Source organism: Shewanella sp. HN-41 (assembly GCF_000217915.1).
Lineage (GTDB): Bacteria > Pseudomonadota > Gammaproteobacteria > Enterobacterales > Shewanellaceae > Shewanella.
Window position 1 is genome coordinate 40914 of sequence record NZ_AFOZ01000040.1, and the last position, 23340, is coordinate 64253.

General features: G+C 45.6%; 25 protein-coding genes and 2 pseudogenes. 15 read left to right on the top strand and 12 right to left on the bottom strand.

The genetic code is table 11. The features are described 5' to 3' along the window. Nucleotides 1-341 precede the first annotated feature (341 nt). The 11 genes from SOHN41_RS14785 to mgtE all read left to right on the top strand — a co-directional run bounded on the left by SOHN41_RS14785 (nt 342) and on the right by mgtE (nt 8726). Nucleotides 342-1319, top strand: a complete 978-nt coding sequence (locus SOHN41_RS14785) for a KpsF/GutQ family sugar-phosphate isomerase (protein ID WP_007650490.1) — start codon at nt 342-344, stop codon at nt 1317-1319. Next, the gene (gene kdsC / locus SOHN41_RS14790) at nt 1319-1870 is read left to right on the top strand and encodes a 3-deoxy-manno-octulosonate-8-phosphatase KdsC (protein WP_007650491.1); all 552 of its coding nucleotides are present in this window, start codon (nt 1319-1321) and stop codon (nt 1868-1870) included. Before SOHN41_RS14785 ends, kdsC begins: the two co-directional genes overlap by 1 nt. Beyond that, a complete protein-coding gene (gene lptC / locus SOHN41_RS14795) occupies nt 1867-2427 on the top strand; it encodes an LPS export ABC transporter periplasmic protein LptC (RefSeq protein WP_007650492.1) in 561 nt (186 codons plus the stop codon). Before kdsC ends, lptC begins: the two co-directional genes overlap by 4 nt. Beyond that, the gene (gene lptA / locus SOHN41_RS14800) at nt 2414-2968 is read left to right on the top strand and encodes a lipopolysaccharide transport periplasmic protein LptA (RefSeq protein ID WP_007650494.1); all 555 of its coding nucleotides are present in this window, start codon (nt 2414-2416) and stop codon (nt 2966-2968) included. Before lptC ends, lptA begins: the two co-directional genes overlap by 14 nt. Then, entirely contained in the window at nt 2965-3696 is a 732-nt protein-coding gene (gene lptB / locus SOHN41_RS14805) for an LPS export ABC transporter ATP-binding protein (protein WP_007650501.1), read from the top strand. Before lptA ends, lptB begins: the two co-directional genes overlap by 4 nt. A gap of 107 nt (nt 3697-3803) precedes the next feature. Beyond that, nucleotides 3804-5279, top strand: a complete 1476-nt coding sequence (locus SOHN41_RS14810) for an RNA polymerase factor sigma-54 (RefSeq protein ID WP_007650502.1) — start codon at nt 3804-3806, stop codon at nt 5277-5279. 28 nt (nt 5280-5307) lie between these two features. Then, the gene (gene hpf / locus SOHN41_RS14815) at nt 5308-5595 is read left to right on the top strand and encodes a ribosome hibernation promoting factor (RefSeq protein WP_007650503.1); all 288 of its coding nucleotides are present in this window, start codon (nt 5308-5310) and stop codon (nt 5593-5595) included. 2 nt (nt 5596-5597) lie between these two features. Further along, nucleotides 5598-6041, top strand: a complete 444-nt coding sequence (gene ptsN, locus SOHN41_RS14820) for a PTS IIA-like nitrogen regulatory protein PtsN (RefSeq protein ID WP_011790711.1) — start codon at nt 5598-5600, stop codon at nt 6039-6041. Further along, nucleotides 6038-6892 carry an RNase adapter RapZ gene (gene rapZ / locus SOHN41_RS14825; RefSeq protein ID WP_007650505.1) on the top strand — a complete coding sequence of 285 codons (855 nt, stop codon included), beginning with the start codon at nt 6038-6040 and terminating at the stop codon, nt 6890-6892. Before ptsN ends, rapZ begins: the two co-directional genes overlap by 4 nt. After that, a complete protein-coding gene (locus SOHN41_RS14830; protein WP_007650507.1) occupies nt 6879-7154 on the top strand; it encodes an HPr family phosphocarrier protein in 276 nt (91 codons plus the stop codon). The genes rapZ and SOHN41_RS14830 overlap by 14 nt, the downstream gene beginning before the upstream one ends. A gap of 207 nt (nt 7155-7361) precedes the next feature. After that, on the top strand, nt 7362-8726 hold the full coding sequence (gene mgtE / locus SOHN41_RS14835; protein ID WP_007650508.1) for a magnesium transporter: 1365 nt from the start codon (nt 7362-7364) through the stop codon (nt 8724-8726). A gap of 69 nt (nt 8727-8795) precedes the next feature. On the opposite strand, the gene SOHN41_RS14840 is transcribed toward mgtE, so the two are convergent. Both SOHN41_RS14840 and SOHN41_RS14845 read right to left on the bottom strand, forming a co-directional pair. Further along, nucleotides 8796-9599 (bottom strand): molybdate ABC transporter substrate-binding protein, encoded by an 804-nt coding sequence (locus tag SOHN41_RS14840; protein WP_007650510.1) that lies wholly within the window; start codon nt 9597-9599, stop codon nt 8796-8798. 229 nt (nt 9600-9828) lie between these two features. Further along, the gene (locus SOHN41_RS14845) at nt 9829-10518 is read right to left on the bottom strand and encodes an OmpA family protein (protein ID WP_007650512.1); all 690 of its coding nucleotides are present in this window, start codon (nt 10516-10518) and stop codon (nt 9829-9831) included. Between the two features lie 639 nt (nt 10519-11157). On the opposite strand from SOHN41_RS14845, the gene SOHN41_RS14850 reads away from it, so the two are divergent. Continuing rightward, the gene (locus tag SOHN41_RS14850; protein ID WP_007650514.1) at nt 11158-11385 is read left to right on the top strand and encodes a transposase; all 228 of its coding nucleotides are present in this window, start codon (nt 11158-11160) and stop codon (nt 11383-11385) included. A 577-nt stretch (nt 11386-11962) separates the two neighbouring features. Here SOHN41_RS14850 and SOHN41_RS14855 read toward each other — a convergent pair. Beyond that, entirely contained in the window at nt 11963-12820 is an 858-nt protein-coding gene (locus SOHN41_RS14855; RefSeq protein WP_007650516.1) for a PA4780 family RIO1-like protein kinase, read from the bottom strand. Nucleotides 12821-13263: 443 nt separating this feature from the next. Between SOHN41_RS14855 and SOHN41_RS14860 the strand changes: the two genes are divergently transcribed. Continuing rightward, a complete protein-coding gene (locus tag SOHN41_RS14860; RefSeq protein ID WP_007650518.1) occupies nt 13264-13812 on the top strand; it encodes a DUF2799 domain-containing protein in 549 nt (182 codons plus the stop codon). A gap of 86 nt (nt 13813-13898) precedes the next feature. Here SOHN41_RS14860 and SOHN41_RS14865 read toward each other — a convergent pair whose 3' ends face one another. Further along, nucleotides 13899-14636, bottom strand: coding sequence for a phosphatase PAP2 family protein (locus tag SOHN41_RS14865; RefSeq protein WP_037459348.1), 738 nt, complete (start codon nt 14634-14636; stop codon nt 13899-13901). Between the two features lie 211 nt (nt 14637-14847). Between SOHN41_RS14865 and SOHN41_RS14870 the strand changes: the two are divergent. Then, a pseudogene (locus SOHN41_RS14870) lies at nt 14848-16787 on the top strand (EAL domain-containing protein). A gap of 251 nt (nt 16788-17038) precedes the next feature. On the opposite strand, the gene SOHN41_RS14875 reads toward SOHN41_RS14870, so the two are convergent. From SOHN41_RS14875 to SOHN41_RS14890, 4 genes are all read right to left on the bottom strand, one after another. Continuing rightward, on the bottom strand, nt 17039-17452 hold the full coding sequence (locus SOHN41_RS14875) for a GFA family protein (protein WP_007650523.1): 414 nt from the start codon (nt 17450-17452) through the stop codon (nt 17039-17041). A gap of 123 nt (nt 17453-17575) precedes the next feature. After that, nucleotides 17576-17881 (bottom strand): NIPSNAP family protein, encoded by a 306-nt coding sequence (locus tag SOHN41_RS14880; protein ID WP_037459304.1) that lies wholly within the window; start codon nt 17879-17881, stop codon nt 17576-17578. A gap of 122 nt (nt 17882-18003) precedes the next feature. Further along, entirely contained in the window at nt 18004-18315 is a 312-nt protein-coding gene (locus SOHN41_RS14885) for a hypothetical protein (protein ID WP_007650525.1), read from the bottom strand. Between the two features lie 36 nt (nt 18316-18351). Then, nucleotides 18352-18783 carry an SRPBCC domain-containing protein gene (locus SOHN41_RS14890; RefSeq protein ID WP_007650526.1) on the bottom strand — a complete coding sequence of 144 codons (432 nt, stop codon included), beginning with the start codon at nt 18781-18783 and terminating at the stop codon, nt 18352-18354. A gap of 130 nt (nt 18784-18913) precedes the next feature. Here SOHN41_RS14890 and SOHN41_RS14895 point away from each other — a divergent pair. Beyond that, nucleotides 18914-19183: pseudogene (locus SOHN41_RS14895) on the top strand (IS110 family transposase); the annotation flags it as partial. Between the two features lie 421 nt (nt 19184-19604). On the opposite strand, the gene SOHN41_RS14900 reads toward SOHN41_RS14895, so the two are convergent. The 4 genes from SOHN41_RS14900 to SOHN41_RS14915 all read right to left on the bottom strand — a co-directional run bounded on the left by SOHN41_RS14900 (nt 19605) and on the right by SOHN41_RS14915 (nt 23328). Continuing rightward, nucleotides 19605-20435 (bottom strand): hypothetical protein, encoded by an 831-nt coding sequence (locus SOHN41_RS14900; RefSeq protein WP_007650527.1) that lies wholly within the window; start codon nt 20433-20435, stop codon nt 19605-19607. 99 nt (nt 20436-20534) lie between these two features. Then, on the bottom strand, nt 20535-21245 hold the full coding sequence (locus tag SOHN41_RS14905; protein ID WP_007650528.1) for a LysE family transporter: 711 nt from the start codon (nt 21243-21245) through the stop codon (nt 20535-20537). A gap of 253 nt (nt 21246-21498) precedes the next feature. Continuing rightward, nucleotides 21499-22341 (bottom strand): AraC family transcriptional regulator, encoded by an 843-nt coding sequence (locus tag SOHN41_RS14910; protein ID WP_007650530.1) that lies wholly within the window; start codon nt 22339-22341, stop codon nt 21499-21501. 216 nt (nt 22342-22557) lie between these two features. After that, nucleotides 22558-23328 carry a hypothetical protein gene (locus SOHN41_RS14915; RefSeq protein ID WP_007650531.1) on the bottom strand — a complete coding sequence of 257 codons (771 nt, stop codon included), beginning with the start codon at nt 23326-23328 and terminating at the stop codon, nt 22558-22560. Nucleotides 23329-23340: the final 12 nt, after the last annotated feature.

Sequence of the window (23340 nt, forward strand, 5' to 3'; positions counted from 1 at the left end):
CGGTCATGTTCGAAGAAGCCTCGGCAAGGCAATAGGCCATATGGGGTAATTTCATAGGCATAAACTGTAAAGACGATGATACTGCTCAAGACATTGAAGCACTAAACAGGCTATTCTGACCCATTAGCCCATAGGCTACTTGACGAGCTAACGCCTTAACACTAGCCTGCCGCAATAGGCGGGTGAGATACGATAGAAATGAACCTAACGAGAAAAATAGCCTAAGCGCAACCTAACCCTGGCAGGACGCCCTATTTTTTATCATCTTTATCGCGTACCAAATTGTGCTATTCCAATCCCATCAATGGGGCGACAAAGACAATGCAAGAAGAGAGATAGACATGGTAGATCAATCACAACTACGCCAGTGGGGCTGCAAAGTTATCGACATTGAGAAGTCAGCCCTAGACAATCTATATCAGTATGTGGATTCAGCCGAATTTGCACAGGCGTGCGAACTGATCCTTAACTGTACTGGCAAAGTTATCGTTATGGGCATGGGCAAATCCGGCCATATTGGCAATAAAATTTCTGCCACCCTCGCCAGCACGGGGACCCCCGCCTTCTTTGTACATCCAGGGGAAGCCAGTCACGGTGATTTAGGCGTATTGTCCGACAACGATATTATTTTAGCGATCTCCAATTCAGGCGAATCGAGTGAAATCCTCGCCTTAATGCCAGTTATCCAGCGTAAAGCCATCCCCGTCATCGCCATGACAGGTAAACCTGACTCCAATATGGCGCGCTTGGCTAAGATTCATTTATGTATTGAGGTGCCGGAAGAAGCCTGCCCACTCGGACTCGCCCCCACCTCGAGTACGACAGCAACCTTAGTGATGGGCGATGCCATCGCCATCGCCCTGCTACAGGCCAAAGGTTTTACCCGAGAAGATTTTGCTATGTCTCACCCTGGTGGCGCGCTAGGACGAAAATTGCTGTTAAAAGTCAATGATGTTATGCATAGCGGTGACGACTTACCACTGGTTAATCACGATATTTGCATCACAGAAGCCCTGTATGAGATCTCGAAAAAAGGCCTAGGAATGACGGCGATTATCGATGATGAACACAAACTTGTCGGCATTTTCACCGACGGTGATTTACGCAGGGTGATTGATGCACAGGTGAACCTACGCACTACGCCTATCGCCGATGTCATGACGCGAAACTGTGTCACAATTACCGACAACGTACTCGCGGCACAAGCACTGCAAGTGATGGATTCGAAAAATATCAACGGCCTGATAGTGATAGACAAAGACCACCACCCTATCGGAGCACTCAATATGCTCGACATGGTTAAAGCGGGAGTGATTTAATGCCACAGCAAGGATTTTATGGCCCAATCAGTGATGATGTCTGGCAGAGGGCGCAAAACATTAAACTGCTCATCTGTGATGTCGATGGCGTGTTTTCCGATGGACGTATTTATTTAAGTAACTCAGGGGAAGAGCTCAAAGCCTTTCACACCCGCGATGGTTACGGCGTTCGCTCGCTGTTGACCAGCGGTTTCAACATCGCAGTCATCACAGGTCGTCAATCTAAAATTGTTGAAAACCGCATGACGGCTCTGGGTGTCACCCATATTTATCAAGGTGTTGATAATAAACTCGAACCCTATGAAGAACTGTTATCACTCTATAATGTCTCACCTGAAGAAGTGGCCTATATAGGTGATGATATTGTCGATCTGCCCGTGATGAACCTTGTAGGCCTAGCCGTCTGTGTCGCCGATGGTCATCCCTATGTACGCCAACACGCCCATTTAGTCACCAACCTCAATGGTGGTCATGGTGCACTCAGGGAATTAACCGACTTGCTGTTGCTTAGCCAGAATAAGTTCGCCACGGCCCACGGGATGAGTATATGAGTCGTGTGACCCTCGCCATCATTGCCTTTTTTGGCACCGCACTTATCCTCTATTGGCAAGTGCAACATAAGCGTGGTGGTGATATGGATGACAGCTTGAGTGATGCCGACAGACCCGATTACATTATTGAAGACCTGCACAGTGTTGAATTTAATGATCAGGGCCAAGTGAATAGCCGTGTCACGGCAAAACACATGGAACACTATGAGCTAAAGAATCAAACCTTCTTCACTCAGCCCGTATACCTTGTTTACCCCGACCAAGGTAAAGCACAATGGCAGGTCCGGGCAGATCAAGGTCGGCTCAATAAAGATACAGGCAAGGTTGTATTAGAAAATAATGTTATTATCGACGCCATTAACTCGCAAGAACCGATACAGACCCTGTCCACCAGTTTTCTGGAACTCGATCTCAATACTATGATAATGACCTCAGACCGTATCATTTATGTCACAGGGAAAGATTTTAATATTCAAGGGCAAGGCCTTTATGCCGACCTAAACGCGCAGGAAGTGCAATTGACCAGTCAGGTAGTAGGAACCTATGAAGCAAAATAACGTATTACTTGCCAGCCTAATGCTAATGATGAGCATGGGCGTCTTCGCAAAAGTGGATGACCTGAAGCAAGAAGTTAAAATCAAGGCGGTCAGCCAAACAGCAGATATTAAAAACAACCAAATCATCTTCTTTGGCCCTGTAGAAGTCACCCAAGGCTCGATTAAAATTAATGCCGAACAACTGCGCGCATTTTCGGCGGAAGGTGAAAACAGTAAAATTTTGGTGGCCACGGGCAATCCTGCAACTTATTCCCAAATTTTAGACGATGGTCGCCCCGCCTCCGCCAGCGCCAAAGAAATTCGCTACGAAATGGCGACTCGCACCCTTACTCTAACGGGATCGGCCACCCTAGATCAGGCGGGTAGCCAAGTGACGGGAAATCTCATCCGTTACAACATCACCCAGCAAAAACTCATCGCCGAAAGCACAGGCAACGGCAATGATCGGGTGATCACTATCATCCAACCCGAAAGCTACCAAGATGATGTCAAGCCAGAAACCCCAGCGGATACCCCTGTGAAACAACAGGATTCTAAATGACCCAGATCACCCTAAGAGCACAAAATCTGGCGAAGAGCTATAAGAGTCGCCAAGTCGTTAAAGATGTCAGCCTAACGGTCAAAACGGGTCAGGTCGTTGGCCTACTCGGCCCCAATGGTGCGGGTAAGACCACCACCTTCTACATGGTTGTCGGGCTGGTTAAAAGCGATAAAGGCCATATCTTTATTGATGATGACGATTTAACCGCCGATCCTATGCATCTGCGAGCCCGCAAAGGGATCGGTTACCTGCCACAGGAAGCCAGCATCTTTCGTAAACTCACAGTGCACGACAATATCATGGCGGTACTGCAAACCCGTAAAGAGCTCAATCGTGATCAACGCGAAGAGGAATTGGAACACTTACTCGAAGAGTTCCATATCACCCATATTCGCGACAGCCAGGGCATGTCATTGTCCGGTGGTGAGCGCCGCAGAGTGGAGATAGCCAGAGCCCTTGCTGCCAACCCTAAGTTTATTTTGCTCGATGAGCCCTTTGCCGGTGTTGACCCGATTTCGGTTATCGATATCAAAAAAATTATCGAGCAACTTAAGAGCCGTGGACTCGGAGTCTTGATTACCGACCACAATGTGCGTGAAACATTAGATGTGTGTGAACATGCCTATATCGTGAGTCACGGAAACCTGATCGCCGAAGGTACACCCGCAGAGATCTTAGACAATCAGCAAGTTAGGGCTGTGTACTTAGGTGAACAATTCAGGCTATAGTTACTGAAATGGAGCCAATGATCATTAAATTTAACATCATTGGACTTCCTTCATAATGATAACAAGCGACCTCATTCTAAAATAATAACCTAGGGATCAGCGGTAACATGAAAGCGTCACTCCAGCTCAAACTGGGTCAACAGTTAACTATGACGCCACAATTGCAACAGGCTATTCGTCTATTGCAACTGTCGTCATTGGAACTGCAGCAAGAGATCCAGCAAGCCTTAGACTCTAATCCTCTTCTCGAGCTGGAAGAGGAGCAATTTGACGCACCTAGCGAACGCAACCAGACCATAGCCGATACCGATTTCAGTGAGTCCAGTACTCTGCCGCCCGAACAGGATAGTTCCACGGTCGACACCGCAGAATCTTTGACTAAAGAGTCCATGCCGGATGAACTCCCCATGGATACGACTTGGGATGAAGTCTTTACCGCCTCACCGAACTCGGGTCCGGGTGGCAGCCGTGAAGACGATATGCCCTTCCAAGGTGAAACCAGCGAAGGCCTATACGAACATCTAGAATGGCAAAAGAACCTCACGCCCTTTTCTGAAACCGATTTAGCGATCGCCACCGCCATTATTGATGCCATCGACGATCAGGGTTATCTCACCCAAAGCACAGAAGATATTCTCGAAGCCATGGGAGATCCAGAAATCGAACTGGATGAAGTCGAGGCCGTGCTCAAGCGCATTCAACACTTCGATCCCGTTGGCGTGGCCGCGAGGGATTTAAGTGAATGCCTGCTTATCCAGTTATCCCATTTCTCACCGGATACACCGCACCTCGAAAACGCCCGCATGCTGATCAGAGATCATTTAGATCTGATCGCCGCCCGCGATTTTAGACTGTTAATGCGTAAGACCAAACTCAAAGAAGATGAATTAAGGGAAGGCATTGCCCTGATCCAAACCCTGAATCCTCGCCCCGGTTTACTCATCACTCCCGTCGATGAAGAATATGTGATCCCCGATGTGTCGGTCTCGAAGAAAAATGGCCGCTGGGTGGTGGAGTTAAATCCTGACTGCATGCCAAAAATCAATGTTAATCAACAATATGCCTCAATGGCTCGCAGCACTAAGAGCCAAGCCGATAGCCAGTTTATTCGCGGGCATCTGCAGGAAGCCAAGTGGTTTATTAAAAGCCTTGAAAGCCGGAACGAGACCCTGCTCAAGGTAGCCAACTGCATAGTGCAATACCAACAAGGTTTCTTCGAATATGGCGAAGAAGCGATGAAGCCTATGGTACTCAATGATATAGCCGAAGCCGTTGAAATGCATGAGTCCACCATCTCTCGGGTGACCACACAAAAATACATGCATACCCCTAAGGGACTTTTTGAACTAAAATACTTCTTCTCAAGCCACGTCGGCACCGACGATGGCGGCGAGTGCTCATCCACGGCAATCAGAGCCTTCATCAAGAAACTGGTTGCCGCAGAAAACCAGAAAAAACCATTAAGCGACAGCAAGATGGCGCAACTTCTGGCAGAACAGGGGATTAACGTAGCCCGCAGAACCATTGCGAAGTATCGAGAAGCTATGCTTATTCCTCCTTCTAACCAGCGTAAAAGTTTATAGCCTACAGTGGATATCGGAGGACGTTTCTATGCAAATAAACCTAAGTGGACACCATATCGAGATTACCGAATCGTTACGGGCATATGTAGAGGAAAAGTTTTCAAAACTTGAACGTCATTTCGAACAGATCAATAATGTGCACGTTGTGCTCAATGTTGAGAAAATGCAACAAATTGCCGAAGCGAGAATTAACCTCACCGGTGGTGAAGTTTTTGCAACTTCAGAGCATGCAGACATGTATGCTGCCATAGACGTCCTGATAGACAAACTTGATCGTCAGGTTATTAAACACAAAGAGAAGTTAACAAAACACTAATAATGGAACTTTGTACCATACTGCGGCCGGAGTGCACTACCTGCGCCACTCCGGGCAGTAAGAAAAAGGTACTGGAACTCATCAGTGACTTAGCCGCTGCCCAGTACCCAACCCTCTCATCTCAAGAGATATTCGAAAGCCTTGTGGCGCGCGAAAAGATGGGGAGCACAGGTATAGGTAACGGTATCGCCATTCCACATGGTCGATTAACCGATATAACACAACCCATTGCGATACTCGTAAAATGTGAGGAGCCGATAGCCTTTGATGCTATCGATAAGCAACCTGTCGATATTTTATTTGCATTGCTCGTACCAGCGGACCAATGTCAGCAACACTTAAGTACCTTGTCTTGCATGGCCGAAAAGCTCAGCGACAAGCAAATATTAAAGCAATTGCGCAAGACGCATGATGAAACGGAACTCTATCAGGTAATCACTGGATGAAATTGGTCATAGTGTCAGGGCGCTCGGGCTCAGGCAAATCTGTCGCACTGAGAGTGCTTGAAGATCTCGGCTACTACTGTGTCGACAATCTTCCCTTGCCTTTGATTGGCAGCCTGCTTGAACAGCTCAAGGGCAGTAACGATCTCGTCGCCATCAGTGTCGACGTACGTAACCTGCCTGAGCAAGATAAAGTGTTAGTGAGGCAACTGGCGAATCTCCCCGAGGGCACGGAGCTGACCAGCTTTTTCCTCAATTCTAGTGATAAAATACTGCTTAAACGCTATAGCGAAACCCGCCGTTTACATCCTTTATCTAAGAGCCGTGTCTCATTGCAAGAAGCCATTAAGCTCGAAGGCAAACTGCTCGAGCCCCTATCGCAGCAAATGGACCACTACATAGATACATCAAACTTAAATATCTATGAGTTAAGCGATCAGGTCAGGCAAATTTTGCTCGGCAGTATCGATAAAGAATTAGTGATCAACTTCGAGTCCTTTGGTTTTAAACACGGCATGCCCACCGAAGCCGACTTTATGTTCGATGTGCGCTTTCTGCCCAACCCCCATTGGGAGCCCGAACTACGCCCACTCACTGGCTTAGACGAACCCGTGGCGGAGTTTTTAAATCGCCAGCCACTGGTCAATAAGTTCATCTGGCAAATCGAAAACCTGCTCGAGACTTGGTTGCCCCATTTAGAACGCAATAACCGCAGCTATCTAACGATTGCCATAGGTTGTACGGGTGGGCAACACAGATCCGTCTATGTTGCCGAGCAACTCGCCAAACGTTTTAGCAATGGCAAACATAAAGTAAATGCCCGCCATCGAGAATTGAGTCATGCCAAAGCTTGAGCGCCAAGTCACCATTTGCAATAAACTCGGTTTACACGCCCGCGCCGCCACAAAGCTCGTGGTGCTGGCATCGGAGTTCGATGCGACTATCACGTTAATCCAAGGTGATAAACAGGCCTCAGCCGCCAGTGTACTTGGTTTATTGATGCTCGAAACTGGCATGGGCAAAACCATTAAACTGATTGCCGAAGGCCCCGATGCCGCGTCCGCGCTCGATGCCATTTGTGCGTTAATTGACGCTAAGTTTGACGAAGCTTGCTAATCTGAGTTTTTAGGGTTTATTAGCCGTATTTTACCTTTGATTTCACTTGGTTAAAATCAAGTCTCACCATATTCACTTGCCACTCGACCTTGTCCGTCCCGCTCAATTACAATATGACACTTTTGTTCTTTTGCCAGATGTATACTCAACATCGGTAAAAGATACAAAGCTTAATAGGCCACAGGTTCACAATGCTATGGAGGTTAAATGCCCGTAGACGCTTCAGACAGCCATCAAGTTGGGCAACGCTTCGACCAACTGAGTCAAGCCCTTAGTAGCGGTATGTTTGTCCATGTGCGGCAAATGCTGCAGAACATGGCCTCTTCCGATATCGCCCTAATCCTCGAATCTTCTCCTCCAAAGGCGAGGCAAGTGCTGTGGCAACTGATTGACCAAGAGCAGTTAGGTGATATTCTCGATGAGTTGAGTGAAGAACTTAAAGATCCGTTGATCCGCGCCATGAGCCCCGAACGAGTCGCTAAGGCGACCGCCAGTATGGACACCGACGATCTCGCCTATATTCTGCGCAGTTTACCCGACACTGTGTATAAGCAAGTTTTGCAATCCATGAGCCTGCAAAATCGCCTGCGGGTTGAGCAAGCATTATCCTACCCGGATAAAACGGCTGGCAGCCTAATGAACACAGACACAGTGACGCTCAGGCCCGATGTCAATATCGATGTGGTACTGCGCTATCTACGCCAGCGGGGTAATCTGCCCGATACCACAGATACCCTATATGTTGTCGATAAACAGGACAAAGTGCTCGGCGGTGTTAGACTTGCCGATTTGCTCACCTGCGATCCCAATACCCATATCAGCAGCATTATCGACACGGATATCGAGAGCATTCCTGTCGGCATGTCCGACAGCGAAGTGGCGCAGTTATTCGAACGCCATGATTGGGTTTCAGCCCCCGTGGTGGATAGCGATGGCAAATTACTGGGTCGTATCACCATTGACGATGTGGTCGATGTGATCCGTGAAGATGCCGAGCACTCTATGATGGGGATGGCGGGGATGGACGACGACGAGGACACCTTCGCCCCTGTGCTTAAAAGTACCTTTCGCCGCTCACTCTGGTTGACGATCAATCTGTTCGCCGCCCTGCTCGCCGCGTCGGTCAGTAATATGTTTGAGGGGACAATAGAGCAATTTGCCACCATTGCGATTTTAATGACCATAGTGCCAAGTATGGGCGGAGTGGCAGGCAATCAAACCTTAGCCCTAGTGATCCGCGGGATTGCCTTAGGGCATATAGGCCAAAGTAACGCCCGTTGGCTGATTGGCAAAGAGCTTGCCATTGGTTTTTTGAACGGCTTAATGTGGTCGATTTTAGTCTTTATCGCGGTACTCATCTGGAAAGATGATTTAGCCCTCGCCAGCCTGATTGGTGGCGCCATGCTGATCAATATGACCATTGCAGGGCTTGCAGGCGCGAGTATTCCATTGATATTAAAACGCTTAAAAATCGATCCCGCACTCGCTGGCGGCATGGTGCTCACCACAGTGACCGATGTGATAGGGCTATTTGCCTTCCTCGGATTAGCAACGTTGTATTTAATGCACTAACTCTCAGTCTTAGAGTAAAGCAACAAAAATGGCGCTTAATAGCGCCATTTTTAATGAGTCCATTAGCCATTATTTTTTCGGCGGCTGAAAACCATAAGCCGTTAAAATCGCTTGCCCCTCAGGGGATAAAATAAACTCGGCTAACGGTGCCGCCGCACGATTGGCATCCTTTAACACCAACAATCCATAGTCGGCGCCAACGGCCAGTTCAGGGGGTAAATCTACAATCTTAAGCCTCGGCACTTCTTTTTGTGCCAGCACAGCATTAGTGCAATAGGTTAAAAACACGTCTGCCTGCTTGTTTTCCATCACCCATGCATAGGGATTACGATCCTTCGGAGGCTTAGCACTCTCAGGCCCGCCTGTCAGTTGCAATGCTTTGGTCTCTAATGTGGTTTTAGCATTGGCTTTTAGGGCCTCGGCCTTAGCAAAGACGGCCCAAGCATAGTCACCCGCCGGATCGGCTTTGGGCGTCGAGGTGCCGATTTTGGTTTGAGGCGCTAGCAAGGTTTCTAATAGGTTAGCGCTGGTCAGTGGCACATCCGCTTGGGCAATGGCGCAGAGTTGATTACGAGCGAACATCTGCACCTTTTCACCGGATCCCGCATCGACTAATGCCTGCGGATGTTTCATATTCGCCGAGGCAAAAATATCGACTCGCTCACCTTCTTGGATCCGCTTAAGCAATAAACCAGAAGGCGCATACTGCGTAGCCACATCGGTTGTGGATTTTGCCTGATAAGCGGCAATAATATCGTTCATTGCCGCCTTTAAACTGCCTGCTGCCCTAAGTTCTATTGGCGCACCTTGTACCATACCCGCCATTAATGTAGCTCCTAAACTTAATGCCAACACTAAGCCCTGTTTTTCCATGCCTTTGTCTCCTTTGGTGCTGAATACTTACTGAATAGTCATCCTTATTCAATCTATTGCATACAAAACGAGAAAACATCGGGCGGGATCAAGTACAACGGTGGTGGAATAAACTCAAATCGAGATGATTGTGGCCAAGATCACTTAACTCTTTAACAGTAAGGGACAAATTGTCCCTAGCAAGAAAGCAAAAAGTCGCCCGTAGGCGACTCTTATTTTGAAAGTACGATTACTGTCCCGTTGGGGTTAACACGATTTCCACACGGCGGTTTTGTGCACGGCCTTCGGCGTTCGCATTCGATGCGATAGGACTCGCTTCCCCCATGCCTTTTGACTTCACACGGGCAGAGGCTACGCCTTTGCTCATCAGGTAGTTGCCTACTTCACTGGCACGTACCTGCGATAGACGTAAGTTGTAAGAATCCGAGCCACTGCTGTCGGTATAACCTAATACGTTAAGTTGAGTTTTACTGTATTCCTTTGCCACCACGGCGACAGAATTCAGCACGCGCTTAGCGCCATCACTTAGCTCGGTTTGATCCACACCAAAGGTCACTTCGTTAGGCATGTTGAGAATAATATTGTCACCATTACGGGTGACGCTTACGCCTGTTGATGCAAGTTGTTGACGCAATTTCGTTTCTTGTACATCCATATAATAACCAATACCACCACCGACAGCCGCACCAGATGCCGCACCAATTAAGGCGCCTTTGCCGCGGTCGCTCTTGCTAGAAGAGGCGACACCCACGGCCGCTCCGGCAACGGCACCAATTAAGGCGCCAGTCGTCGCTTTTGCGGTTTGTTGTTCATTGGTATAGGGATTCACTGTTGTACAACCGGATACCAATAACCCACTGATGATCGCCGCGATAGTGAGCTTAGATGGTGCAAATGAACTGGCTTGAAAACGCTTCATCACTAATGACCTCATAACATAGTTGATAACGGTGAATGTCCTCAAAGAAGGCAAAAAATTCACGACTAATGGCATAGACAAACAGCCACTGAACATTCAAAAACGCAGTATATAAGTATTCTCCCTAGAGACAATCATTAATCTCAGCCCAATGCCACCAATCGGTAATTTAGTCAGCAAAAATACAGGAACAACTGATAAACCCATCAATAAATCGCACTACCCAATCCCCTATGCAAAGCCCTGAAATAGTGCACTTTGCACCGTTTTTGACAAACATAAAAATTTAAGCAGTTTAAAACAAACTTACAAATAATTGATTTTTATTAAAAATAAAAATTAGAATATTGGCACGAATTTTACATACTACTTAGTGAGTAGGAAGAAGCGATAACCCTATTACAGTTGGCTAGAGTCTCGTCTAGATGTGTTAATCACAGAAAATACCTCAGGTCATAGGTGTTGAGGAGGAAAGATGAAAGGCATGATGAAATTGATTGAACTGTGTCGCCATGAGTGGATTTATTTACGCCACGTTGGATATAGCCAGTGGGATTTAGAGCAGCATCGTTAGCAACTAAGGGAAAATCAACTCCATTAAATTGAATATTGTTAGAACGCAGTGAAGAGGGATAGCACATGGGAATCATCGACAATAGCCTCAAGCACAATGTCATTTCCGAAGTGAAAGTGAAAGGTCGTTTACTTTCGGATGTGGCTCGTCAATACGGTATTTCGGCTAAAGCCGTATACCAGTGGGTAAGAGAAAGTGACCAACAACCACGGCAAAGAGAATGTGCTCTCATGGGTGAGATAGCCCAACTGCAGAAAAAATTAAGCAGCTTAACAATGAATTACGCACCATAAGCTAATGTTTACATTCGTATCGGTGCCCTAATAGACAAGGCCGGACAAGATTGCATATCGCCCTGCTGATAACGCTAACGATGTAAAAGATGTGCTAACAACAATAATAACAGCGCCCTTTTTCGTCCGGCCTTGTCATCCACATTGTTAAGTGAAAAAGTTAATAAAGAGAGAAAGTTAACCAGTTTAGACAGAGTCGGATGGGTATCTATTATCGCTCCCCAACGACCTAAGATATAAATTGTGCAAATAACAACAATAAGTGTGCTGTTTACTATCCGACTCTGTCACTTTAATGACTAACCCCACAGAAGGTTGTAGCAGTCATTTAAGCGTCAATATAAAGAGAGAAAGCAAAGGTTTTGGCAAGGCTTTAGAGGGAGTTATCTCCCCCAAGATCAAATATGTGAATTGTGCTCCCCCAAGTCACTAGCATATTACCCTCTTGGGTCTTGTCCTTTTATTCACGGGATCAATGAAGATCTAGCGCTATAGTGAGTGTGGCGCGCCAAGGAAGGCTGTGATTTGTGTTAATAGGAAACAACCCGTTTCAGCAAAATCCGAGGGAAGATAGCAACTAATAATCTTCATTCGCCTCTTGGATGCGCATCTTCCGCTCCTGCGCTTCTTCATACGCCGCCTGGATCTCTTCTAACACTGAACCGACATCCGCTTCGACAAGCACCTCTGTGAATTCACCCGTGAGTAGGGTATCAGGCTTTAATTCACCCGCCTCAAACAAGGCCCACATCTCCTTGGCATACTGCGTCCTTAATAACTCGGGGGCGTACTGGCCATAATACTGAGTCATATTATTGATATCTCTAGCTAACATCCATTTAGCATGATTATTCGCCGCCGCATCTACCGCCTGGGGTAAGTCGATGATCACCGGACCGTCACTATCGACTAAGACATTAAACTCGGACAGATCACCGTGCACTAAACCTGCGCAGAGCATACGCTTGACATAGGTCATCACCAAAGTGTGATCGCGAACCGCTTTTTCGGCAGACAGGGTCACATCATTTAAGCGTGGTGCCACATTGCCTTCGGCATCGGTGACTAACTCCATTAGGAGGACACCATCGAAACAGCCATAGGGTGTTGGCACTCGAACGCCAGCATGGGCTAGCCGATATAGTGCATCGACCTCGGCGCTTTGCCAGGCTTCTTCCATTTGATCGCGGCCAAATTTAGAGCCTTTTTCCATCGCACGGGCACGGCGACTATTACGGACTTTGCGGCCTTCTTGATAAAGCACCGCCTGCTTAAAACTGCGTTTGTCCGCTTCTTTATAAACCTTGGCGCAGCGAATATCCTCGCCGCTGCGTACCACGTACACAGTTGCCTCTTTACCGCTCATTAACTGGCTGATGACCTCATCGACCAGTCCTTCATCAACCAGAGGTTGGATTCGTTTCGGAGTTTTCATAGCGCCCTTATACCTTACTTAGGCTTGAGATGGAATACTGCGGACAAATCTTCATAAAAAAGCGGACTCCTAGCGGAAATAGGAAAAAATGATTGATTAAATTTAAGTAAAAACTAAAGCACATAGAACAGAAACACAATAACAGATTTATCTTGGTTTGAAGTTAACAAACATGCTGAAAATTAACCTTAAATTTCCGCATGTTTGCCTATGGTTAACTAAACTAATCACACGACTATCCCATTCTCCAACGCCACCACAGACGCAGTCGTTAGACTAACAAAACCAACACAAACAGGACAATGGGGTTTACAGTCATAGCCGCCTGTCACCCGTTGTAATAACCTTGATGATTAGCATTGATCTCGATTCAGCTTTCATCGCTTGGCTTCACCTCCCCGAACCATTATTCTGATCCCCCTTTTATCCCTTGAGAGCATTGAATGCGTTATTTACAGCTTACACTGGCACTATCCGTCCTATCTTTAACCCAGTGCACGAGTCTCTCACTCGAAGAATGTCGTAACAGTGATTGGTATAGCCTCGGACTCGCGGACGGCAATCGTGGTGCGACGGCGACCCAACTCAATCAATACCAAAAGGATTGCCACGAATTTAACCTCAAAGTGGACTCGGTACAGTGGCAGCAGGGATATCAGCAGGGGCTCATTAACTATTGTCTACCCGAAAATGGTTATCGTGTAGGATTAGCGGGGGAGCATTACAATGGGATCTGTAGCAATAATCAATTTGTAGAACGTTATAACCAAGGATATGAACGATATTTAGTCAATAAACGTTTAGCCGAAATCGCCGAACGCTTATATGCCATCGACACTGAACTCGGCAGTATCGATAATAAATTGGATAATCTCACCGACAAAGCCGCACTCTTAAAACAAAAAAATGTGCTGCTCAACGAAAAAAATCACCTGTTGGATGAAAGACTGCGCTTACGCCAAGGAGATATTCGCTTCGATTTTAGATTTTGAGCCTTAAAACACTGGAACAGCCACTGCCAAATTAATCAATCTCACAAGGGCATACTTTGCTGCGCAGCAAGTATAATTAGGTTCCATTATTTAGCATTAATCATACTAACGCTATGGGCGACGTTAACGCTCTCCACCTTAGGGACTCGGAGGAAAAAGCCGTAATACAATAGGCTTGCACTGGTCCAAGCAACCGCGAGACTCCATAAATCATGGCTTAAGAAATGTGCGCCGCGTAGCTCCTGTGCAATGCCAAAAACCACACCCAGTAGGAGCCCGAACACTAACCCCACTTTGGCATAACGGGGGTGATATTGTTTCAATACATAATAAGTTGCAACCCAAGCAAAACCGCCACTCGAATGCCCACCGGGAAAGCATTGCCCAAACTCAGCCCCTTCAGGTAAACGGGCAAAGAGAGAGGAATGCATGAGCCGGCCACCAAACTCAACCACATCCCATGGACAGCTCATATGGGTTAGATTCTTGCCGATACGTACCAATAATACGCTGGCAAACACACTACAGAATAAATAGATCAATCCCTTACGATAGGGGCGAATCGCATCGCGACGGAAACTAAAAACAATCCCCATCACCACAACTAGGGCCAGCAAGATCACTAAATCACGTCCCGCGACATGCAGAAGATTTTCAGTTATCCAATGGCCTCTTAATGGCCAGGAATCGACACCTCCCTGCCACTGAAATAACATGCTTGCCATTTTCATATCGGCATGAGTCCATTCAAGTCCAAAAATGATCACCGAAAAAACCAGAAGTGGGGACAATAAATGACTCTTGGCAAAGCGGATAAAACCCACTTTATTACTATCTTTCAACATGTTAACCACTACAAAACCCAATTATCAGAATATCTAGTACTAGGGTAATAGTGGATTCTTATCGAAAGCTTAAGGAATTTCACAATGTCAGCCTGACATCCCATTCAACTTAATAGCAGTAAAAAATTCGAATCACTGACAAAAAGGCTATAGTTTATAAATAACATTGTGCCTCTAGGATTGAGCCTCTATGCCTTATAATATCGCCCTTCAGCAATCTCAAAAAAAGCGAATATTCGCCGACCTTGCTATCGATACCGACGGAATCATAGTGCCAGCAGAAATGCTCGGGCACTGGCAACAAACCTTAGATTTACTCTCTGAAATAGTCGATACCCCAGCAGCACTCATCATGCGGGTACATCAATCTGACATAGAAGTCTTTGCCTCGAGTCATAGCCTAGGCAACCCCTATAAACAACATGATAAAGACAATCTAGGCCATGGGCTCTACTGCGAAACAGTGATGGAAGAATGCAGAGAACTGCATATTCCTAATGCACTTAAAGATAAAAATTGGGATAAAAACCCTGATATCAAACTCGGCATGATCGCCTATTGTGGCCTACCATTGCGCTGGCCAGATAATACGGCCTTTGGCACTATCTGCATGTTAGACAACAAGGAGCATCACTACAGTAAACAGTTCCGTAGTTTGCTCAGTCGTTTTCAGAACGGGATTGAAGCTAACTTAGTCACACTCTTTCAACAGGCTAAACTACAAATCCATAATCAACAGCTCGAACAAGTAGTCCAACAACGCACCCATGAACTGGCGGAACTTAGCGTTAAACTTATCCGCGAAATCGAAACCCGCACTTCAACCGAAAGCTCATTGGAATACCATAAAAGTTACGATCCGCTGACGGGCCTACCAAACCGTATCACCTTGATTAATAACCTTGCACATATGCTTGAAGAAACTCATCCCAAGGGAAATATTTCTGTCCTCTATGTGGGATTACGCAATTTCAAATCAATCAACGACAGTTACGGTTACCTGATAGGCGATAAAATTCTCACCATTCTCAGCCAGCGTTTACAACATTATGCCGATGAAAATACCTTTGTTGCCCGCATCGCAGGCGCCGAATTTGTGATAGTTCAGTCCCATACTTCCTCACATACCGAGGTCAATAGACTCATCAATCAGATCATGAACTGCTGTAACACCCCTTTCGGTGTCGCAGATTTTGTGATCACTATCCCCTCAAGCATAGGGATAGCACAGGCCCCCTGCGATGGAATAGATGCCGCGGTTTTATTACAAAAAGCGGGCGCAGCTATGACGATCAGCAAAGCAGAAGGTTCTGCCTATAATTTTTTCAATCAGGATGTTCAAGCTGCATTGCGCCAGCGTTATCAACTCGAATCACACTTAGTCGACGCCCTGAACAAAAATGAATTAAGCCTAAATTATCAACCATTTATAAATTTAAAAACCAATACTGTGATTGGTGCCGAAGCCTTGCTACGCTGGCATAATCCCATCCTTGGCAATGTTGCCCCCGACAGATTTATTGCCTTGGCAGAACGTAATGGTCAGATTACTGATATTGGTAACTTTGTATTACACACGGCGCTCTCCCAAGCCGCAAAATGGTGCAGAGCCCTCCAGCACGACTTTAAAATTGCCATTAACATCTCTCCAATTCAGATGCGCAATCCCCGCTTTGTCGAGCATATCGCCGATCTGTTAGCACTTTATCAAATGCCACCCACTGCCCTAGAACTTGAAATCACCGAAGGCATGCTAATGCAGGACGAACACTTAGCCCACAATGCCATCCAAAAATTGCAAGCACTCGGCATCCGCATCTCCCTAGATGACTTTGGTACTGGCTATTCCTCCTTAAGTTATCTCCAAAAATACTCTTTCAATACCTTAAAAATCGATCGCTGCTTTATCAATAAACTCGAAGAAAACGAACAAGATAGGGAGCTAACTAAAGCAATTATTGCCATAGGAAAAAACTGAACTTAGAGGTAATAGCCGAAGGGGTTGAGACCCTAGAACAAGATGCCTTTATCCGTAATGAAGAATGTGACTTAGGCCAAGGCTACCTCTATGGTAAACCCATCACCGCAAGTCAGTTTGAACAGGAATTTATCCATAAAAAAGAGCATTAAGGATTACCTTAATGCTCTTTTTATTTCACAAATTCAAACCACTTAACCATATTGCATGAATAGCCATTACCACCTACCGTGATAACTCACATTGGGACATTTTCGAGTTAGTGCAAATACTCTGAATTGTAACTTTCGAATTATAATTTCTATGGGTTAACGCCATGCATCACTGGGGAAATAATGGTACATAGCGAAGCGGTGTAGCTTTATTTTTTCCAGTGAATGCGATTGTTATGTACTTAGCATAACTATGCCGGAAATTCAGGGCATTTTTCGGCTGAAATACCTGCTTCATACCATGACGCTTTATCAGCCCAATAAATATTATGATCTGGTTTTAGATCATAATCGCCATCCAGAGAACCAGCCGGGATGAACAAAGTATTACCACTTTCATTTAAAAATGGTAAGCCTGAACCACACTCTGAACAGAATACTTTTGTATATGATTTTTCGCCTGGGTAATCGAACCGTTTAATTTTTTCTAAACCTGATACCCAAGTAACTGTTGATGGTTTAGCTAAAATATTTGAAGCAAATGATGAGCCAGTAATTTTTCTGCATTGTTCACAATGGCAAAAATAAAATTTCTTTATTTCTGTCGTGACTGAATATTTAACAGATCCACAAAGGCAACTTCCGGTAAGTTTAATTGAGTTCATTTTTTATCCTTTTTCACATAACGTCATACACGGCCGCCGGGGTAACAGGCGTCATTTTTACACAAGCAAAAAAGGTGATAGTTGCCGAAACTCGGTTGCTGCACCTTGTTATGCATTTGCTTGCTACTCGAAAATTGGCTTAAAAAAGCTACGCTCATAGCTGAGAATACACTTTGTGTCTTCTGCATATTTGAAGGCAGCAATACAATCGTCATCTTTGAATGAATCTTGACGATATCTCTCATATTCTGCAAAGCTTGGAAACGTAAATAAGGCCAAGGCTATATTGTTAGCACCTTCTGAAGGAAGAAAATAGCCATTGTGCTGGCCACCAAACTTGTTTACGAGCGGAATCCACATTTTTGCGTATTTCTCGAACTCTACCAGCTTGTACGGATCGATCACATATCTCAAATAACAGGTTACCACTTAAAATTTCCTTATCTTGAATATTAGGGATGCATCGCTTTGTTAATGGGTTGCCGCATCGCAGCGTAGGCAGTCCAGTGGAGGCCATGCGGTTTGTGGTCGAAACGAAATCAAACAACTTGTTATACGTCATTACATTTGCTTTCTTCATGGTTGCCGCTTGCTTTCAATTTTATATCTGTGACAGATGGCTTAGCATTGGAAATTGCAACGTAAGCGTATGCAAGAGTTTCAATCGCGCAATAATCAATATCTAAAGTGACACTTGAGAATTGGAGGTGTTTTAGCTTTTCCTCCAGCTCTACTGCAGAAAGGCTTTCTTTTGAACTATCAATGAAATAGCTGTTCTCCTTAACGAAGATGGTAATTTCATCGGCAGCAATGGTTTTGCCACTAAAAGCTAAAACAAGCAATATTGTGAGAATGTTACGCATATTAATCCTCGGTATAACGCCGAGCTAAGTGACATATTATGTGTGCTTTTCTGCCCTTAACTTTAACGCTTTATTCATTTCTTCAAACGAAGCAGTAAATACTTTTTCAATTTTATGCCAAAGAAAAAATGGCAAAACGCCTGAAAATATTTCTCCGTGAATAACTCGTGTTTCAACTGGGGAAATGGCTTCAAAAATAAAATAATGTTTTCCAGTAAACAGAACACCTCTCTCGGCAAGAAAGCAGGCTTCTTTACCATAAATAACTTTTTCTACTTTGGGATCAGCGAATCTAGCTTTGCCATTAGATAGTACAACTTTAATTTTTAAGAATTCACCTTCATTAAGCGATCCTTGAATCTCAGTTAAAAATGGATTCCACTCATGGTATCTTTTAAAGTCCGAAAATATGTCCCATACGCTCTCTAACGATGCATCAATCTGAATTTGAGTTTCTATTTTTTTCATAGATGGCTTCCGATACCAAGATACACAGACATAACTCCCCACAAAGATGCTGATCTCCAATCAATCGTGGGTTAGCTGAAAGCTAGAGCCATAATAGTTTTGTCAAAGAAACTAAAAATTGGAGATCAGCATGATAAAACATAACATACTTTTCATTGGCTTAGATACTCATAAAGCATTCGTCGAGGTCGCCTACATCGAAGATGATTATGGGGCACAAGCGGTACATTACGGCCGCGTTTCTAGTGCAAAAGCCTCCATCACTAAACTAGCAAAACAATTTCAATCCAAGTATCCAGATGCAACACTGCACTTTGTCTACGAAGCAGGCCCTTGTGGCTATTGGATCTATCGTCTCCTCACTAGCTTAGGCCACTGTTGCTACGTTATCGCGCCAGCAAAAAAGATAAAAAGATGGGACAGGCATAACTTCTAGGTCGAGCGAGACCCTTTCACATCAACTTTTCTATAGGCAAAGCTTTACTTGGCCTATTTCCCATTTGAACTGCGAAACACACCTTGGGGCATTAGCTTTTTAGCTACATGAACAGCGAAAGGATTGGTTCGGCTTGGCATTGTTGCACCAGTGACCTTCTAAAACATGTTTTAGTCGATCTGGGATGCTTCTTTTAAAAGAAATAGGCGGCGTGTCACTGGGTAAGCAATGACAATTAATACCTCATAACTCATCAGCCTTACTTTGGAGCGATAACCGTTTACCTAAACAAACAGCTAAAGGAAGTCGTTAGGATTATTGCAGCAGCGACCCTCAACCTAGGGTCGCGGCTTTAAATCTCGCTCATAGGGATATAGAAACGAGACTAGTCTGCTTTAATGACGGTTTGTTTTAGTATTTCTTGGTCATTCTTATACACCACAAGCTCGCCTGGTGGGCTATCGCTGGTGCCTAAGACGGTGACATAACAATGATACTGGTATGGGCCGCTACGAAATTGGTATGAATGATTACCGCCGCTACCATCGAATACGAGTTTGCCCTTATTCAGCACTAGATCTGGCTTTTCGCTCAATGGTTTACCCTTTGCCCAAGCGGCATAACGGTATTGGCTGTTGCCCATATTATCGACACGGATGGTAAACTTGGCGGTTTCCCAAGTTAATTCTGGGCTAACGAACTCACTCACGCTCGCATGTAATGCCGTTTTTTGCTTGGCAATAAGCTCAGCCTTCAATGCTGCCTCTGTGGATGTTTGAGCATTAATGGCAATAATCTTGCCACCAAAATCCAGCCATACCACACCGCTGCCGAGCATAATGCCGCGCCAACCCATAGTCTGCCAATCGGCTTCAACCTTAGAATTGGCAATCAGCTCAAGCAGTTGTGGATCGAATACTTGGTTGAAACGTGTAACCATTTCCTGGGTATTTTGAATAGCTGGGATCGGATATTCGCGTTTAAGTGGGTAAGCCACTCGCTTAGCAATGGCTTCTAGATCATTCGCTTTGGCCGCATCGATAAGCCCTTGCACCAGCGGAATATATTCCTTTGGCAAAGCCTCATCGGCGGCGTTTGCATTGATGCTTAAACCCATAGTATCGAATATCAACGCGGCATAAAATGCAATGTTGATCAGCTTAATTCCACCTAAACCAGCTGATTTGATTATATTTACTGATAAGGAGTGTGACATCTTTATCCCTTACATCCCAAACGTCTCGGTGAAGACCAAAGGCTAAGAATAACATAGGAGCACAGGACTAAAACCTAAGCTGATTGGCGCAACGCCTGACTAAGCCGTCAGCAACAGGTTAGCGTAAATCGCCAGCGCCACCGACATAAAGATAACGCCAATTGCCGCATCGATAATCGGCGTCAGTCGCTGCAATTTAAGTTGCACCTGCGCCTTGGACAACATCACAGCGACAAAGCCAAACCATGCAACAGAGAGTAACAACAGTAAAATAGCAGCGGCGATTTTAGTGCTGGTGGTTACGCTCGGCGTAATTAAGGCTGAAAACAGGGTTAAGAAAAATACCAATGCTTTTGGATTCAAGAGATTGGTATAAAGACCAGTCAAAAAACCTTGCCTGCACGACATAGCGCCAGCTAAGCCAGCCGCAACAGGCGCAGTACCTTCAACCTCGGCAGATCCGATGGTTTCTATCTGTGTTCCAGCATGGATTCTGGCACTCGCTTTACGTTTAGCCAGTATCGCAATGCCTGCGCGCAGGGCACCAAACCCCATCCAAGCTAAGTAGGAAGCACCCACAATTTGCACTAATAGATACAGAGTGTGCGAACTCTTAATCAGCAGACTCACTCCCGTCAGGCTTAAAATCGTGTGGGCTAAAATGGCCACTGAAATCCCCACGGCCGCAGCAATCGCTGTGCTTCTGGGCTGCTGAGTGGCAATCTTGACCATGATGGCGAAGTCGGGTCCAGGACTGATTAAGGCAACCGTATGGATCACGGCCAAGGTGAGTAATAAAGATAAATCCATAGATATGCGGCTCCGCAAAAAGGTTATTAACGATAACAGAGGCAGCCAGTATGGCAATTTGTCGCTGGGCTGAATTGTAATAAATTGCACTATTTTGTTTTATTCGAATCAGTGTTTTTGATTCAGTGACTTTCGAGGCAACAGTTCTCTAATCAATGATGTTCTAAATGACGCTGTTGAAGTAACAGTCTTCAAATCAACAGCGTTAAAAGCCGCAATATTCAACTCTGCAATCGTCAAAAGACGGGAAAAACTACAGCATGCGTCGCTGAAATTGCACCGGCGATAATAGGAATGCCTGCTTAAAGGCTTTATTTAAATGGCTCTGGTCGAAAAATCCGAATTGCTGCGCCACATCCGCCACTAGAGCGCCATGGCTTAAGGATTTTTTCGCCAATTCTAAACGCACTCGCTTGAGATAAGCATGGGGAGTCATCCCTGTTGCCTGTTTAAATTGCCGTAAAAACTGAAACTTACTTAAGCTCACTTCATTGGCTAAGGCTTCAAGCTGAGTATTGTGCCAAGGCTCATCGTGTATTCGCTGTTTCACTAAGCTTACCTGTAACTTAGATAACCCCTGCTGCTCGCTCGGCTTAGATATACCAGATGAAACGCCACTAGGGTAACGCGCTAGCAACAGATGGATAAAGTTCAGTAAATGGGACTCACCCGCGAGCGCACTGCATTGGCCTTGGATTAATAGCTCATGTAGCCGAATAAAATATTGGTAAAGCGTTGGGTCATCCACCATAGGCGCGCTGAAAAAGTGCTCCTTCAAACCCAGTTCTTGACTGACTTCATTCATGTATTCCACGGGGATAGACATGACTTTCACCCGATAACCGTCGGCATCGCGGCTCTGGCCATCGTGGGTTTCGTCAGGGTTTAAGGTCGATAGACTGTGCGGACCGAGTTGATAACTGCTGCCCTTATTTACGAACTGCTGCGCACCTTGGGTGACCACACCTAAGTGGTAATCCAGATGCACGTGTTTATCAAAGCTGAAATGAGTGAATTCCGCCTGACTCAGTTCTATGCCTGATAAGCTGGGATGGCGCCAATAGTTAATGTTTTCAATGGGTGTTGCTGTACTCATCGCTCGTGGCTATTACCTATAACATCAGCATTAAAACTGGGGGAACTCAAATCCACTGAGGTTCATTCTAGCCTTCATTGTCAGCGCGGGAATAGTAAATTATTGCAGTCATATCGTTTGATGGCGTTTAAGCTTGCCAGCTTAATTAGCGCCGAAGAAAAACAAAAACGCCCAACGTTATGGGCGCTTATTGATAGTAGGCTCTAGGTTCAGCACTTAATGTGAATGGTTACCGTGTCCGCCTTGGGCTTCAATCGCTTGGCCTTCGCTGTTATAAAAACCACTGCTGCCGTGTTCGATAAAACCTTGGTTGATCATCTTAGCGATAAAAGGATCGGACTCACTGTCGCCCACATCGGCAAAATCAATATCTTGATAATCTTGCGTTAATACCACAAAAGCATCGCTATCAAATGGCTCTACGTCCACCAGCTTGTAGGTTAGATTCGGTTGCGATTGGCCTAAGATAAACTCAGCTGGCAGGCCGATAGTATCAATCCAAACAAGCTCACTCTCTAAGCCGTTCACTTTACCTTCAAAGCCTTGAGTCGCAAAACACGCCTCTTGCTTCGCTTGTGTTTTGGTCATATGGGTCGGCAATGCTGGCGATACCACATGGTACAGTTGATCACGATCGTGCTGAATGTTGAGTGCGCGTAAATCACCTTTACGGTAAGTCACAGAACGTTTTTCAACGGGGAAATAGCGCACGTACTCGCCATTGCTCGACCATTGTTCAAATGTTGATCCATCACGCTGAATGATAAAGTCTTGTCCATTACGGATCAGGGTCATTTGCCATTGCTGACCTTTGCCATTGGTCACTTGATATTGAGCCTTTAAATGCTCGGCTTGTAGCGTTGGACACTGAGTCTCTAGCACCTTAGCCTCTGGCATCTGTGCCTTGGTTGGTGTGGCCTGCGCTGCCATAGCCACACTGGGCAAAACTAAGCTGGATAACATTAGAGCCAATAGACGGTTTTTCATTAGACTTCTCAC

Coding starts and splice junctions, on each gene's coding strand:
- SOHN41_RS14785 (WP_007650490.1), top strand. CDS start 342: ATGGTAGATCAATCACAACTACGCCAGTGGGGCTGCAAAGTTATCGAC.
- kdsC (WP_007650491.1), top strand. CDS start 1,319: ATGCCACAGCAAGGATTTTATGGCCCAATCAGTGATGATGTCTGGCAG.
- lptC (WP_007650492.1), top strand. CDS start 1,867: ATGAGTCGTGTGACCCTCGCCATCATTGCCTTTTTTGGCACCGCACTT.
- lptA (WP_007650494.1), top strand. CDS start 2,414: ATGAAGCAAAATAACGTATTACTTGCCAGCCTAATGCTAATGATGAGC.
- lptB (WP_007650501.1), top strand. CDS start 2,965: ATGACCCAGATCACCCTAAGAGCACAAAATCTGGCGAAGAGCTATAAG.
- SOHN41_RS14810 (WP_007650502.1), top strand. CDS start 3,804: ATGAAAGCGTCACTCCAGCTCAAACTGGGTCAACAGTTAACTATGACG.
- hpf (WP_007650503.1), top strand. CDS start 5,308: ATGCAAATAAACCTAAGTGGACACCATATCGAGATTACCGAATCGTTA.
- ptsN (WP_011790711.1), top strand. CDS start 5,598: ATGGAACTTTGTACCATACTGCGGCCGGAGTGCACTACCTGCGCCACT.
- rapZ (WP_007650505.1), top strand. CDS start 6,038: ATGAAATTGGTCATAGTGTCAGGGCGCTCGGGCTCAGGCAAATCTGTC.
- SOHN41_RS14830 (WP_007650507.1), top strand. CDS start 6,879: ATGCCAAAGCTTGAGCGCCAAGTCACCATTTGCAATAAACTCGGTTTA.
- mgtE (WP_007650508.1), top strand. CDS start 7,362: ATGCCCGTAGACGCTTCAGACAGCCATCAAGTTGGGCAACGCTTCGAC.
- SOHN41_RS14840 (WP_007650510.1), bottom strand. CDS start 9,599: ATGGAAAAACAGGGCTTAGTGTTGGCATTAAGTTTAGGAGCTACATTA.
- SOHN41_RS14845 (WP_007650512.1), bottom strand. CDS start 10,518: ATGAAGCGTTTTCAAGCCAGTTCATTTGCACCATCTAAGCTCACTATC.
- SOHN41_RS14850 (WP_007650514.1), top strand. CDS start 11,158: ATGGGAATCATCGACAATAGCCTCAAGCACAATGTCATTTCCGAAGTG.
- SOHN41_RS14855 (WP_007650516.1), bottom strand. CDS start 12,820: ATGAAAACTCCGAAACGAATCCAACCTCTGGTTGATGAAGGACTGGTC.
- SOHN41_RS14860 (WP_007650518.1), top strand. CDS start 13,264: ATGCGTTATTTACAGCTTACACTGGCACTATCCGTCCTATCTTTAACC.
- SOHN41_RS14875 (WP_007650523.1), bottom strand. CDS start 17,452: ATGAACTCAATTAAACTTACCGGAAGTTGCCTTTGTGGATCTGTTAAA.
- SOHN41_RS14885 (WP_007650525.1), bottom strand. CDS start 18,315: ATGCGTAACATTCTCACAATATTGCTTGTTTTAGCTTTTAGTGGCAAA.
- SOHN41_RS14890 (WP_007650526.1), bottom strand. CDS start 18,783: ATGAAAAAAATAGAAACTCAAATTCAGATTGATGCATCGTTAGAGAGC.
- SOHN41_RS14900 (WP_007650527.1), bottom strand. CDS start 20,435: ATGTCACACTCCTTATCAGTAAATATAATCAAATCAGCTGGTTTAGGT.
- SOHN41_RS14905 (WP_007650528.1), bottom strand. CDS start 21,245: ATGGATTTATCTTTATTACTCACCTTGGCCGTGATCCATACGGTTGCC.
- SOHN41_RS14910 (WP_007650530.1), bottom strand. CDS start 22,341: ATGAGTACAGCAACACCCATTGAAAACATTAACTATTGGCGCCATCCC.
- SOHN41_RS14915 (WP_007650531.1), bottom strand. CDS start 23,328: ATGAAAAACCGTCTATTGGCTCTAATGTTATCCAGCTTAGTTTTGCCC.